The organism is Streptomyces sp. NPDC056231 (assembly GCF_048270745.1).
Lineage (GTDB): Bacteria > Actinomycetota > Actinomycetes > Streptomycetales > Streptomycetaceae > Streptomyces.
On the sequence record NZ_JBLVKW010000010.1, the window covers coordinates 144,608 to 158,910 of the forward strand.

General features: G+C 68.7%; 7 protein-coding genes. 5 read left to right on the forward strand and 2 right to left on the reverse strand.

Features of this window, described 5'->3' with window-relative positions; all coding sequences use genetic code 11:
- Positions 1-85: 85 nt before the first annotated feature.
- The 5 genes from ACNPQM_RS11650 to tuf all read left to right on the forward strand — a co-directional run bounded on the left by ACNPQM_RS11650 (position 86) and on the right by tuf (position 8,993).
- On the forward strand, positions 86-3,985 hold the full coding sequence (locus tag ACNPQM_RS11650) for a DNA-directed RNA polymerase subunit beta' (protein ID WP_358856900.1): 3,900 nt from the start codon (positions 86-88) through the stop codon (positions 3,983-3,985).
- A 644-nt stretch (positions 3,986-4,629) separates the two neighbouring features.
- On the forward strand, positions 4,630-5,001 hold the full coding sequence (rpsL, locus tag ACNPQM_RS11655; RefSeq protein ID WP_003948652.1) for a 30S ribosomal protein S12: 372 nt from the start codon (positions 4,630-4,632) through the stop codon (positions 4,999-5,001).
- Positions 5,002-5,003: 2 nt separating this feature from the next.
- Positions 5,004-5,474 (forward strand): 30S ribosomal protein S7, encoded by a 471-nt coding sequence (rpsG, locus tag ACNPQM_RS11660; protein WP_030977935.1) that lies wholly within the window; start codon positions 5,004-5,006, stop codon positions 5,472-5,474.
- Between the two features lie 38 nt (positions 5,475-5,512).
- Complete coding sequence (gene fusA / locus ACNPQM_RS11665; RefSeq protein ID WP_358856901.1) at positions 5,513-7,639, forward strand: elongation factor G; 2,127 nt, start codon at positions 5,513-5,515, stop codon at positions 7,637-7,639.
- Between the two features lie 160 nt (positions 7,640-7,799).
- On the forward strand, positions 7,800-8,993 hold the full coding sequence (gene tuf / locus ACNPQM_RS11670) for an elongation factor Tu (protein ID WP_266358734.1): 1,194 nt from the start codon (positions 7,800-7,802) through the stop codon (positions 8,991-8,993).
- A gap of 105 nt (positions 8,994-9,098) precedes the next feature.
- On the opposite strand, the gene ACNPQM_RS11675 is transcribed toward tuf, so the two are convergent.
- Together ACNPQM_RS11675 and ACNPQM_RS11680 are read right to left on the reverse strand one after the other, a co-directional pair.
- Positions 9,099-11,078, reverse strand: coding sequence for a PIG-L family deacetylase (locus tag ACNPQM_RS11675; RefSeq protein WP_358856924.1), 1,980 nt, complete (start codon positions 11,076-11,078; stop codon positions 9,099-9,101).
- A gap of 415 nt (positions 11,079-11,493) precedes the next feature.
- The gene (locus ACNPQM_RS11680; RefSeq protein WP_418083934.1) at positions 11,494-14,301 is read right to left on the reverse strand and encodes a poly(A) polymerase; all 2,808 of its coding nucleotides are present in this window, start codon (positions 14,299-14,301) and stop codon (positions 11,494-11,496) included.
- Positions 14,302-14,303: the final 2 nt, after the last annotated feature.

The window sequence follows — 14,303 nt, forward strand, 5'->3', positions numbered from 1 at the left end:
CGCCCCGTCGAGGGGCGGCCGGCTCTCCCCGGACCCGTTCAGACCATTGATTGAGACTCGACCCCGAAAGAGGGATTGACGACAAGTGCTCGACGTCAACTTCTTCGACGAGCTGCGGATCGGCCTTGCCACCGCGGACGACATCCGGACCTGGTCGCACGGCGAAGTGAAGAAGCCGGAGACCATCAACTACCGCACGCTCAAGCCCGAAAAGGACGGACTCTTCTGCGAGAAGATCTTCGGTCCGACCCGGGACTGGGAGTGCTACTGCGGCAAGTACAAGCGTGTCCGCTTCAAGGGCATCATCTGTGAGCGCTGTGGCGTGGAGGTCACGCGCGCCAAGGTGCGTCGTGAGCGCATGGGCCACATCGAGCTTGCCGCTCCCGTCACTCACATCTGGTACTTCAAGGGCGTCCCGTCGCGCCTCGGCTACCTGCTCGATCTCGCGCCGAAGGACCTCGAGAAGGTCATCTACTTCGCCGCGTACATGATCACGTTCGTGGACGAGGAGCGCCGTACGCGTGACCTGCCCTCGCTGGAGGCGCACGTCTCCGTCGAGCGTCAGCAGGTCGAGAACCGTCGCGACTCCGACCTGGAGGCCCGCGCCAAGAAGCTCGAGGCCGACCTGGCCGAGCTCGAGGCCGAGGGCGCCAAGGCCGACGTACGCCGCAAGGTGCGCGAGGGTGCCGAGCGTGAGATGAAGCAGCTGCGCGACCGTGCGCAGCGCGAGATCGACCGTCTCGACGAGGTGTGGAACCGCTTCAAGAACCTCAAGGTCCAGGACCTCGAGGGCGACGAGCTGCTCTACCGCGAGCTGCGTGACCGCTTCGGCACGTACTTCGACGGCTCCATGGGTGCCGCTGCCCTGCAGAAGCGCCTGGAGTCCTTCGACCTCGACGAGGAGGCCGAGCGCCTCCGCGAGATCATCCGTACCGGCAAGGGCCAGAAGAAGACCCGTGCGCTCAAGCGCCTCAAGGTCGTCTCCGCGTTCCTGCAGACCAGCAACAGCCCCAAGGGCATGGTGCTCGACTGCGTGCCGGTCATCCCGCCGGACCTGCGTCCGATGGTGCAGCTGGACGGTGGCCGCTTCGCGACCTCCGACCTGAACGACCTGTACCGCCGTGTGATCAACCGCAACAACCGCCTGAAGCGTCTCCTTGACCTCGGTGCCCCCGAGATCATCGTGAACAACGAGAAGCGGATGCTGCAGGAGGCCGTCGACGCGCTGTTCGACAACGGCCGCCGTGGTCGCCCGGTCACCGGTCCGGGCAACCGCCCGCTGAAGTCCCTGAGCGACATGCTCAAGGGCAAGCAGGGTCGTTTCCGTCAGAACCTTCTCGGTAAGCGTGTGGACTACTCCGCGCGTTCCGTGATCGTCGTCGGTCCGCAGCTGAAGCTGCACCAGTGCGGTCTGCCGAAGGCGATGGCGCTGGAGCTCTTCAAGCCGTTCGTGATGAAGCGCCTGGTCGACCTGAACCACGCGCAGAACATCAAGTCGGCCAAGCGCATGGTCGAGCGCGGCCGCACCGTGGTGTACGACGTCCTCGAAGAGGTCATCGCCGAGCACCCGGTGCTGCTGAACCGTGCACCGACCCTGCACCGCCTCGGCATCCAGGCCTTCGAGCCGCAGCTGGTCGAGGGCAAGGCCATCCAGATCCACCCGCTCGTCTGCACCGCGTTCAACGCGGACTTCGACGGTGACCAGATGGCCGTGCACCTGCCGCTCTCCGCGGAGGCGCAGGCCGAGGCCCGCATTTTGATGCTGTCCTCGAACAACATCCTGAAGCCGGCCGACGGTCGTCCCGTCACCATGCCGACCCAGGACATGGTGCTGGGCCTGTTCTTCCTCACCACGGACGAGGAGGAGCGCAAGGTCATCGGTCAGGGCCGTTCCTTCGGTTCCACGGCCGAGGCGATCATGGCCTTCGACGCCGGCGAGCTGTCGCTCCAGGCACAGGTCGACATCCGCTTCCCGGTGGGCACCATCCCGCCGCGTGGCTGGGTGCCGCCGGTCGCCGAGGAGGGCGAGCAGGAGTACCAGCAGGGCGACACGTTCCGGCTGCGTACGTCCCTGGGTCGCGCGCTCTTCAACGAGCTGCTGCCCGAGGACTACCCGTTCGTCGACTACTCGGTGGGCAAGAAGCAGCTCTCCGAGATCGTCAACGACCTGGCCGAGCGCTACCCCAAGGTCATCGTGGCGGCGACGCTCGACAACCTGAAGGCGGCCGGTTTCCACTGGGCGACCCGCTCGGGTGTCACCGTGGCCATCTCCGACGTCGTCGTGCCCGAGGCCAAGAAGGCCATCGTCGCGGGTTACGAGGCTCAGGACGAGAAGGTCCAGAAGCAGTACGAGCGCGGTCTGATCACCAAGGACGAGCGCACGCAGGAGCTCATCGCGATCTGGACCAAGGCGACCAACGAGGTCGCCGAGGCGATGAACGCGAACTTCCCCAAGACGAACCCCATCTTCATGATGGTTGACTCGGGTGCCCGAGGAAACATGATGCAGATGCGTCAGATCGCCGGTATGCGTGGTCTGGTGTCCAACGCCAAGAACGAGACCATCCCGCGTCCGATCAAGGCGTCCTTCCGTGAGGGCCTCACCGTTCTGGAGTACTTCATCTCCACGCACGGTGCCCGTAAGGGTCTGGCGGACACCGCCCTGCGTACCGCCGACTCGGGTTACCTGACCCGTCGTCTGGTGGACGTCTCGCAGGACGTGATCATCCGCGAGGAGGACTGCGGCACCGACCGTGGCCTCAAGCTGAAGATCGCCGTCAAGGGTGCGGACGGTGTGCTCCGCAAGACGGAGGACGTCGAGACCTCGGTCTACGCCCGCATGCTCGCCGAGGACGTCGTCGTCGACGGCAAGGTCATCGCGCCTGCCAACGTCGACCTCGGTGACGTCCTGATCGACGCCCTGGTGGGCGCCGGCGTCGAGGAGGTCAAGACCCGTTCGGTCCTGACCTGTGAGTCCGCGGTCGGCACCTGTGCCTTCTGCTACGGACGCTCGCTCGCCACCGGCAAGCTGGTCGACATCGGTGAGGCGGTCGGCATCATCGCCGCCCAGTCCATCGGTGAGCCCGGTACCCAGCTGACGATGCGTACCTTCCACACCGGTGGTGTGGCCGGTGACGACATCACCCAGGGTCTGCCCCGTGTCGTCGAGCTCTTCGAAGCCCGTACGCCCAAGGGTGTCGCCCCGATCTCGGAGGCGGCCGGCCGCATCCGTATCGAGGAGACCGAGAAGACCAAGAAGATCGTCGTCACCCCGGACGACGGCAGCGACGAGACGGCGTTCCCGATCTCGAAGCGTGCCCGTCTGCTCGTGGGCGAGGGCGACCACGTCGAGGTGGGCCAGAAGCTCACCGTGGGTGCCACCAACCCGCACGACGTGCTGCGCATCCTCGGTCAGCGCGCGGTCCAGGTCCACCTGGTCGGCGAAGTCCAGAAGGTGTACAACTCGCAGGGCGTGTCGATCCACGACAAGCACATCGAGATCATCATCCGGCAGATGCTGCGCCGCGTGACGATCATCGAGTCCGGCGACGCGGAGCTGCTGCCGGGCGAGCTGGTCGAGCGGTCGAAGTTCGAGACCGAGAACCGTCGTGTGGTCACCGAGGGCGGTCACCCCGCCTCCGGCCGTCCGCAGCTGATGGGTATCACCAAGGCCTCGCTCGCCACCGAGTCGTGGCTCTCGGCGGCGTCCTTCCAGGAGACGACCAGGGTTCTGACCGACGCGGCGATCAACGCCAAGTCGGACTCCCTGATCGGTCTCAAGGAGAACGTCATCATCGGTAAGCTCATCCCGGCCGGTACGGGCCTGTCCCGCTACCGCAACATCCGGGTCGAGCCGACCGAGGAGGCCAAGGCCGCGATGTACTCGGCCGTCGGCTACGACGACATCGACTACTCGCCGTTCGGCACGGGCTCCGGCCAGGCCGTTCCGCTGGAGGACTACGACTACGGTCCGTACAACCAGTAAGCGAGTCGCCTGATCGACCGGAGGGCGGTCACCCCGTTGCGTACGGGGTGGCCGCCCTCCGGCGTGTGCGGGGTCGGCGTCCGGGCTGCGGCCCGGAATGCCGTGGCTCGCCGGACGCCGGCGGGGCCGTGCGCCCGGTCCAGCCGGTCCCCTGTACGGCCCCGCCCGGGCGTCCAGCGGCAGCTGTGGCGGCGCGGGGTTCTGCGGGGCCCACCCGGGAAGCAGCTGGTTCGGAACATGGCTCAGGCCCGCAGAGCGAGCGTCTTCGACCCCTCACGCTCGTAGCTCTCCGTCGCTGCCGGCCGGTGGGGCGAGAGGCTGATGAAAGTGACCGTGGCATGTGCGAGGAACGACTGGTTTGTGCCAGGTGGTGAACGGGACGCAACGCTCTGTCCCGCGCATCCCGGCGGACAGCATTTGTTTTGACCGGAGTCCGTGAGGTAGGTACGCTCAGACCTTGTGCCTGGGGTGTGCCTGGGCTCGTGTGCGTGTCCTCAACCGCACGGCGAGCCCGTCAGTGGCCACCGCGATCTGTGCCCCTTCTGCCCTCGGGCGGGAGTCCGCAGCATTCGACACACCCGACCGCGTGGGTCGGTGACGTTCCAGGTTAGTTTCACGAACGGCACACAGAAACCGGAGAAGTAGTGCCTACGATCCAGCAGCTGGTCCGGAAGGGCCGGCAGGACAAGGTCGAGAAGAACAAGACGCCCGCACTTGAGGGTTCGCCCCAGCGCCGCGGCGTCTGCACGCGTGTGTTCACGACCACCCCGAAGAAGCCGAACTCGGCCCTCCGTAAGGTCGCGCGTGTGCGTCTGACCTCCGGTATCGAGGTCACGGCCTACATCCCGGGTGAGGGACACAACCTGCAGGAGCACTCCATCGTGCTCGTGCGTGGTGGCCGTGTGAAGGACCTGCCGGGTGTTCGTTACAAGATCATCCGCGGCTCGCTTGACACCCAGGGTGTCAAGAACCGCAAGCAGGCCCGCAGCCGCTACGGCGCCAAGAAGGAGAAGTAAGAATGCCTCGTAAGGGCCCCGCCCCGAAGCGCCCGGTCATCATCGACCCGGTCTACGGTTCTCCTCTTGTCACCTCGCTGATCAACAAGATCCTGCTCAACGGCAAGCGTTCCACCGCCGAGCGGATCGTGTACGGCGCCATGGAAGGCCTCCGCGAGAAGACCGGCAACGACCCGGTCATCACGCTGAAGCGCGCGCTTGAGAACGTCAAGCCCTCGCTCGAGGTCAAGTCCCGCCGTGTCGGTGGCGCCACCTACCAGGTGCCGATCGAGGTCAAGCCCGGTCGCGCCGCCACCCTCGCGCTGCGCTGGGTCGTGGGTTACTCCCGCGCCCGCCGCGAGAAGACGATGACCGAGCGTCTCATGAACGAGCTGCTCGACGCCTCCAACGGTCTTGGCGCTGCTGTCAAGAAGCGCGAGGACACCCACAAGATGGCCGAGTCCAACAAGGCCTTCGCGCACTACCGCTGGTAGTCGCTACCCACATCGAGACCGAGAGAAGATTGAGCCTTATGGCCACCACTTCGCTTGACCTGGCCAAGGTCCGCAACATTGGGATCATGGCCCACATCGACGCGGGCAAGACGACCACCACTGAGCGGATCCTCTTCTACACCGGCGTTTCGTACAAGATCGGTGAAGTCCACGACGGCGCTGCCACGATGGACTGGATGGAGCAGGAGCAGGAGCGCGGCATCACGATCACGTCGGCCGCGACGACCTGCCACTGGGCGCTCAATGATGTTGACCACACCATCAACATCATCGACACCCCGGGTCACGTCGACTTCACCGTCGAGGTGGAGCGTTCGCTCCGCGTCCTCGACGGCGCTGTCACCGTGTTCGACGGTGTCGCCGGCGTCGAGCCGCAGTCCGAGACCGTCTGGCGTCAGGCGGACCGCTACGGCGTGCCGCGTATCTGCTTCGTCAACAAGCTCGACCGCACCGGTGCCGACTTCTTCCGCTGTGTCGACATGATCACGGACCGCCTCGGCGCGACCCCGATCGTGATGCAGCTCCCGATCGGTGCCGAGGCAGACTTCACTGGTGTCGTCGACCTCGTGACGATGAAGGCGTTCGTCTACCCGGTGGAAGCCACCAAGGGCGAGGCGTACGACATCGTCGACATCCCCGCGAACCTCGTGGAGAAGGCCGAGGAGTACCGCGCCAAGCTCCTCGAAGCCGCCGCGGAGAACGACGAAGCTCTCATGGAGCTCTACCTGGAGGGCGAAGAGCCTTCCGCGGAGCAGCTCTACGAGGGCATCCGTCGCATCACCATCAACTCGGGCAAGGGCGGCGAGACGACCGTCACCCCCGTGTTCTGCGGCACCGCGTTCAAGAACAAGGGCGTTCAGCCCCTGCTCGACGCCGTCGTGCGCTACCTCCCCTCCCCCCTGGACGTCGAGGCCATCGAGGGCCACAGCGTCAAGGACCCGGAGGAGGTCGTCAAGCGCAAGCCGTCCGAGGACGAGCCGCTCGCGGCCCTCGCGTTCAAGATCATGAGCGACCCGCACCTCGGCAAGCTCACCTTCGTCCGGGTCTACTCGGGCCGCCTGGAGTCCGGCACCTCGGTGCTGAACTCCGTCAAGGGCAAGAAGGAGCGCATCGGCAAGATCTACCGCATGCACGCGAACAAGCGTGAGGAGATCGAGTCGGTGGGCGCCGGCGACATCATCGCCGTCATGGGCCTGAAGCAGACCACCACCGGTGAGACGCTGTGCGACGACAAGAACCCGGTGATCCTGGAGTCCATGGACTTCCCGGCGCCGGTCATCCAGGTCGCCATCGAGCCCAAGTCCAAGGGTGACCAGGAGAAGCTGGGTGTCGCCATCCAGCGTCTCTCCGAGGAGGACCCGTCCTTCCAGGTGCACTCGGACGAGGAGACCGGCCAGACCATCATCGGTGGTATGGGCGAGCTTCACCTCGAGGTGCTCGTCGACCGGATGAAGCGCGAATTCCGCGTCGAGGCCAACGTCGGCAAGCCCCAGGTCGCGTACCGCGAGACGATCCGCAAGGCCGTCGAGCGCATCGACTACACCCACAAGAAGCAGACCGGTGGTACCGGTCAGTTCGCCAAGGTGCAGATCGCGATCGAGCCCATCGAGGGCGGCGAGGCCTCGTACGAGTTCGTCAACAAGGTCACCGGTGGCCGCATCCCCCGTGAGTACATCCCCTCGGTGGACGCGGGTGCTCAGGAAGCCATGCAGTTCGGCATCCTGGCCGGTTACGAGATGGTCGGCGTCCGCGTCATCCTTCTCGACGGTGGCTACCACGAGGTCGACTCCTCCGAGCTGGCGTTCAAGATTGCTGGTTCGCAGGCGTTCAAGGAGGGTGCCCGCAAGGCGTCCCCCGTGCTCCTCGAGCCGATGATGGCCATCGAGGTGACCACGCCCGAGGACTACATGGGCGATGTCATCGGTGACATCAACTCCCGCCGTGGCCAGATCCAGGCCATGGAGGAGCGCAGCGGCGCTCGCGTCGTGAAGGGCCTCGTGCCCCTTTCGGAGATGTTCGGCTACGTCGGAGACCTCCGCAGCAAGACCTCGGGTCGCGCAAGCTACTCGATGCAGTTCGACTCCTACGCCGAGGTTCCGCGGAACGTCGCCGAGGAGATCATCGCGAAGGCCAAGGGCGAGTAACTCTCCCGAGCTCACGCTTTAGGCTTGTCACCGGAGCCTGATGGGGCATTCGTCGCAGAGCGCAAGCAATGCGGTGAATGCCCCTGGCCCCGGCATCCCAGCAAAGATCACCTGGCGCCGATGAAGCAAGGCGTACAGAACCACTCCACAGGAGGACCCAGTGGCGAAGGCGAAGTTCGAGCGGACTAAGCCGCACGTCAACATCGGCACCATCGGTCACATTGACCACGGTAAGACGACCCTCACGGCCGCCATTACCAAGGTGCTGCACGACGCGTACCCGGACCTGAACGAGGCCTCGGCCTTCGACCAGATCGACAAGGCTCCCGAGGAGCGCCAGCGCGGTATCACGATCTCCATCGCGCACGTCGAGTACCAGACGGAGTCGCGTCACTACGCGCACGTCGACTGCCCGGGTCACGCGGACTACATCAAGAACATGATCACGGGTGCCGCGCAGATGGACGGCGCCATCCTCGTGGTCGCCGCCACCGACGGCCCGATGCCGCAGACCAAGGAGCACGTGCTCCTGGCCCGCCAGGTCGGCGTTCCGTACATCGTCGTCGCCCTGAACAAGGCCGACATGGTGGACGACGAGGAGATCCTGGAGCTCGTCGAGCTCGAGGTCCGTGAGCTCCTCTCCGAGTACGAGTTCCCGGGCGACGACCTGCCGGTCGTCAAGGTCTCGGCGCTCAAGGCTCTTGAGGGCGACAAGGAGTGGGGCCAGACCGTCCTCGACCTGATGAAGGCCGTCGACGAGTCGATCCCGCAGCCCGAGCGCGACGTCGACAAGCCGTTCCTGATGCCGATCGAGGACGTCTTCACGATCACCGGTCGTGGCACCGTCGTCACCGGTCGTATCGAGCGTGGTGTCCTGAAGGTCAACGAGACCGTCGACATCGTCGGTATCAAGCAGGAGAAGACCACCACCACGGTCACCGGCATCGAGATGTTCCGCAAGCTGCTCGACGAGGGCCAGGCCGGTGAGAACGTCGGTCTGCTCCTCCGTGGCATCAAGCGCGAGGACGTCGAGCGCGGCCAGGTCATCATCAAGCCCGGTTCGGTCACGCCGCACACCGAGTTCGAGGCCCAGGCCTACATCCTGTCGAAGGACGAGGGTGGCCGTCACACCCCGTTCTTCAACAACTACCGCCCGCAGTTCTACTTCCGTACCACGGACGTGACGGGCGTTGTGACCCTCCCCGAGGGCACCGAGATGGTCATGCCGGGCGACAACACCGTCATGAACGTCGTGCTGATCCAGCCGGTCGCCATGGAAGAGGGCCTGAAGTTCGCCATCCGTGAGGGTGGCCGGACCGTGGGCGCCGGCCAGGTCACCAAGATCGTCAAGTAATTACTTGATTGTCTGACCTGGTTGCTCCGCACAGAGCACCAAGAAGGGCCCCGGCCCGCCGCGCAAGCGGTGGACCGGGGCCCTTTGCCATGTCCCGGTGCGGTGTCACGGGCGCCAGAACCAGGGGCGGGCATCCGGCCCCAGCCCCACCACCGCCGGGCGCCGCATGCCCTCCGCGTACAGCGCGGGACCGTCGAGGGCCACTGGTCCCCGGGTGCGTACGGACAGTCCAGCGCCCGTACGGAGCTGGATCAAGCCCTTCTCGGTGCGGCCCAGCAGCACCTGCCCGAACGGCGAACCGGCCACGGTCACCGGCCCGTACCCGTCGAAGTCGGTGTGTTCCTCCGCCGCCCCCGCGCGGACGACCATCAGTGCGGCCCGCGCGGCCGCCCGGTACAGCAGCTCCACGGACCCGTCCGCGACGACCTGTGCGGCCGGCCCGTCGCCCGGCACCGGCGCCCCGTCGATCTGCGGACGGGCGGTCAGTTCGGCTCCGGGTGTCTCCTGAGTCCAGTGGTGCACCGCGTGATGCCCGGCGGCGAACACATGGACCAGGCCCTGTCCGTCCACCACGGCGCTCAGCCCGTCCTGGACCTCGCCCCCGCCCATGTCCCGCCACCCGCTCCACCGGCCGTCCGTGTCCCGTGCCCGCGTACTGAGGCCCTTCTCCGCGTTCCGTACGAAGAGATGGACCCGCCCGTTTGGCGCTGTCACCGCCACCGGGACGCCGATCCTGCGGCCGCGGTCCTGGTCCCGCTCCGGGTTGCCCAGCCCCCGCCAGGCGCGGAAGGCGCCGCCCGGGGAACTCTGTTCGAGGAGCACGATCTCCCGCTCGTCGGCTGCCCCGTGCCCGCCGAGCGCCGCGAAGCGCAGCCCGAACAGCAGCTGCCTGCCGTCCGCCGTCGTCGCCCCGCCGAGCACCGGGGCCAGCGGTCCGCCGCCGAGATCGTCGGGATCGCCCCAGACCCCGCTGCCGGGTGCCCTCTCGCGCCACCGCACCGCCCGCAGTCCGAGGACTCCGTACGCGGTGAGCCGCCCGTCCTTTCCGGTGGCGAGGGTGGGGCGGGGGCCCGGGTAGCGGTAATGGGTGGAGCGGACCCAGCCCTTGCGGTTGGTCAGCGGCCTGTTGCCGCCCACGTTGTAGTCCCCGCAGCCCGCCACGTTCCCGCACCGCCAGTCGGCTTCGCCCCCGTACGGGACGAGATGCGCCGCCTTCTCCTTCAGCACGCGGTACGGCAGGTTCTTCGGCCAGTGCCGGTTGTAGTAGCCGCGGTACGCCGTGGTGACGAAGCGCGGCACGGGCCCACCGTCCCCGGTGGCGCGGGCCACCCACCGGATCAGTGCCGCCCAGGTGAACGAGGCAGCCGCGGTGTGGTCGGGGTGGTCGGAGTAGCCGGGCTGCTCGCTGTCCCGGCGGCGGACGGCCTCGGTGCTGTGCTGGGTGTCCGGGTCCGGATCCATGGTGTGGACGAGGGTCGGCCGGTAGTGGGCGAGGAGCCCGACGAGGACGTTGATCATCGTGTCGTACGTGTACGAGCCCACCTGTTCCAGCGGTGAGCCCTCGGCTACGACGGTGGGCAGGCCGAGCTCCCGGTCGCGCCAGAGGCTGGGCAGCCCCAGGCGGCCGCGGCCGGTGTGCATCGCCGTGTTGAGGAAGATCAGCTCGACCCGGCGGCCGCCGTGCGTCAGGGTGTTGATCTCGGCCCGGAGCCCGCCCGCCAGCGCGGTGACGGACTTCTGCCAGGCGGTGAACATCGGCAGCCCGAGCTGGACCGCGTACGACTGGCGCAGCCCCTGGTGCCGGGCGGAGGAGTACGCCGCCTTGTCGGCGGCGGGCCGCGGCGCTCCGGGAATCCGGTTGAGGCCGACGGCCTCACCGGCGGTGAGGTACACACAGACCACCGGGGTCCCGGCGTCCAGAGCCTGCTGGGTGTCCGGGTTCATGAAGTACAGGTCGTCGTCCGGGTGGGCGAGGATCTGCATCAGCAGGGACTGCCGGGCATCGCCGATCACCATTCCGGGCGCCGGATTGGCCATGGTGTCACTGCGCCGGGGGGCCGGTACGGAACAGGCTCCGACGCCCATCAGGGCGGCTGCTGCGGCGGCTGCCACGACGCTGCGCCGCCGCACCCCGGCACGGCCCGGTTCCAGGCCGAATCGATCCTCCACGCCCCGTGCTCCGTCCGCTCACTCCGTGGAAGCAGCCGGTCAGTGCCGCTTCCCGCGGCAGGTTAGACGGGGATCGGAGCGGTCGCGTTGCTTGTCGCGGCTACACGCCGGAGCGGCGCACCGTAAGACCGACGGGCACATGGGAGGCGGCGTCGCGGGGCCGGTTGCGCACCTCTGCGGCGTTGTCGTCGGTCGACAACGCTCCGCGTTGCCTCCCTCCTCCGCCTTGCAGCCGCACGCACCCAGCCCCGTTCCTACTCCCACCCCCCATGTGCCCGTCGGTCTGAGACCGACCCGCACATGGGAGGCGGCGTCGCGGGGCTGGGTCCCGTCAGTGCAGGGTCGGCACGGCCCCGCCGTCGACGTGCGTGAGCGTGACCCCGGTGAGTCCCCGCAGCCGGCGCTCCGCGATCTCTTCGACCAGTGCGCGGTCCGGAGGGACCGGACCGAGACCGATCGCGTAGCGGACCGGGTCCGTGTCGAAGGGGCGGGGCCAGGCGTGGCACTCGGGGGCCATGTCCGACAGGTCGCCGATCAGGGCGCGCATCCGGCCGCACACTCGGCCCTCGTCCGGTCCCGGGGGTACGGCCACGACCGCCCAGGCCGCGTGGCGGCGGTGCAGCGGCGGCGGCGACAGCAGCCCGGGGGAGCCCGTCTCCAGCAGCTCCCAGGCGCGGAACAGCTCCTGGGTGAGCAGGTCGCGCATGCCCGGCGTGACCTGATCGGTGCAGGGGCGTACGGGCTCCGACGGAGTCGTGACCGTGACCGGCCCTTCCGGTGCCTGCGGTCCGGCCGTACCCACCGGCACGCGCCAGTCCCAGGCCGCCCAGGTCGCGAAGAAGTGCCGCAGCAGCGCGTCGGGCGACAGGTCATCCGCCCCGCGGACCGTACGGGCCGCCAGGACGGACCACGCCAGTCCGGGAAGTCCGCCGAAGGGTGCCGAGTCCAGGCCGCGTGCCTTCGCCCACGCCTTGACCTCCCGGGCCAGTCGCGCGAAAGCCTCCTGCCGGTCGCCCGCCAGGGCGAGCACCGCCTCCGCGTCGCTCACCGCGCTGAGCGCGACCGCCGCCGGCCCGCCCAACTCCGCTCGGTGCTCCACCGCATCGGCCGGGTCCATCGTTCCGGTGGGGACCACGACCAGGTCCACGCGCAGGCCGTCGACGTCCGTCCGCAGACCGGGGACCCGCGCTCCGGTCACCTCCCGGACGTCCGCCGCCTCCGGCAGGGCCGTCGCCAACCGGGCTCGTACAACGGTCAGTTCGGCTTCGCCCGGCAGCGCCGCCACCAGATCCAGATCGGCTCCGGGCAGGGCGCAGCCCATGCGCCGGGAGCCGACGACATGGACGACCCCGTCGGCCAGTGCCTCGCGGACCCGGCGTACGACACCGGTGGCGTCCGCGACCGGGTGGGCGCCACCCGGGGCCGGGCCGGGGTTCCCGTGGCCGGGCGCGGGGAGTTCGTCCGGCGACTGTGCGTCCGGTACCCAGCGCACCTCGCCCGTTCCCAGCGCCACCGTCGCCCGTACCCGCATCGGCTCGTCGCCGCGGCGCGACAGAAGCGCCAGCTCCCCGACCCGGACCGGCATCGGATCGAGCCGCCAACCGCACTCGGCGGCCAGGGCGTGCGGGTCCGTGGTCCGGCCCAGGCTGAGGTGCGGGGTGAAGCCCCCGTGGTGGCCGCGGCAGGCGGGGAACCGCCGCACCAGCTCCTCCCACAGGCCGGCCCACGGCTCCTCGCCCGCGGCCGCCGGGTCCAGCCACACCGTGGCCCCCTCGCGGTGCCCGAACCACTGCACACCTGCCAGCCGCGCATCGAAGGGCGCACACGCGGCGGCTGCGGCGGCGAGCAACGGGGCCGCCTGCTCGAAGGCGTACTCGGGGACGAAGCCGAAGAGCAGATTGACGTGCGGCGGCCAGCGGCGGATCTGCGGGTCGTGGTCCCGCCGGATCGCCTGCAGCGGCGGCCAGAGTTCCTGCGGCGGGATCCATGCCAGTGCTGTACGGGGCGTGGGCGGTACGTCCAGGACCTCGGCGCTCTCCGTGACCACAGCGGCCAGTTCGGCCAGCACGCCGTAGTGGTCGGAGATGTACAGGCCCTCGGCCGTGGGGACATCGCCGCGGAGTTCGGCGCGCCGCACCCGCAGCCCGTCCGCGCGCAGCAGCACCCGGTCCAGCCGGGACGCCCGCCCGCTCAGCGAGGAGACCGCGGCCAGCGGATTGACGCGCGGGTCGAACGTCGGCGTCGCGTCGTCCGGGCCGTGGGCCTCGCTCCACGCGTCGCGCATCCCGAGCACCGTGCCCGGCGCCTCGGTGCCGTCGTTGAAGTCGCCCATGAGGACGACGTCGCCGTCGAGGGTTGCCAGACCCTCGGCGATCCGGGCCAGTTCGGCGTCCCGCCGCTCTGCGCCGTTCTCCGAGTGGTTGCTGCTCAGATGGGTCGCGGCGACCGTGACCGGACCGGCGCCGGTCTCCACGACGAGGGCGACCACCGCCTTGTGCGGCCCGAGCGCGTGGTGTCCGGCCTCCCGCACGGGCAGTCTGCTCAGCAGCAGCACACCGCACTCGTCGACGTCCCGCGAGGCCGGCTCCGTCCCCAGGGTGTACGTCTCACGCACCCACTGCTCCTGGAGCAGCAGCGTGAGCAGCGAGGGCTCCACCTCCTGGAGCGCGACGATGTCGGCGTCGGCCTCGCGCAGTGCGGTCATCAGCAGCGGTCTGCGTACGGCGGTGCCGATGCGGTCGGCGTCGTAGCGGTCCCACAGGGCGTTCCAGGTCAGCACGCGCAGCCGTCCCGCGGGCCCGGCAGCCCGGGGTGTCCGCGCGGGGATCCAGTCGGCGCCGTCCCAGGCGTACGGCGTGCGGGCCGCGAAGAACGGCGCCCGCAGCCGGCGTGCGTTCCGCACCCTCCCGGCGTCCGTGTCGTCGATCCGGTCGACGCCCGTGGCCCGGCTCCATACGACCTCGCCGTCTGCCTCGAAGAACAGCACCCGGTGCCAGGGGATCTCGCCGCCCGGCACGAACGCGGGCAGCGGGATGCGCTCGGGCGGGGCGCCGCGCTGGTTGATCCCGACCACGAAACGGGCGGGGTCGAAGCGCGCGTCCCAGCACACCCGGTGGTAGATCTCTTCGCTGGTGCGCACGG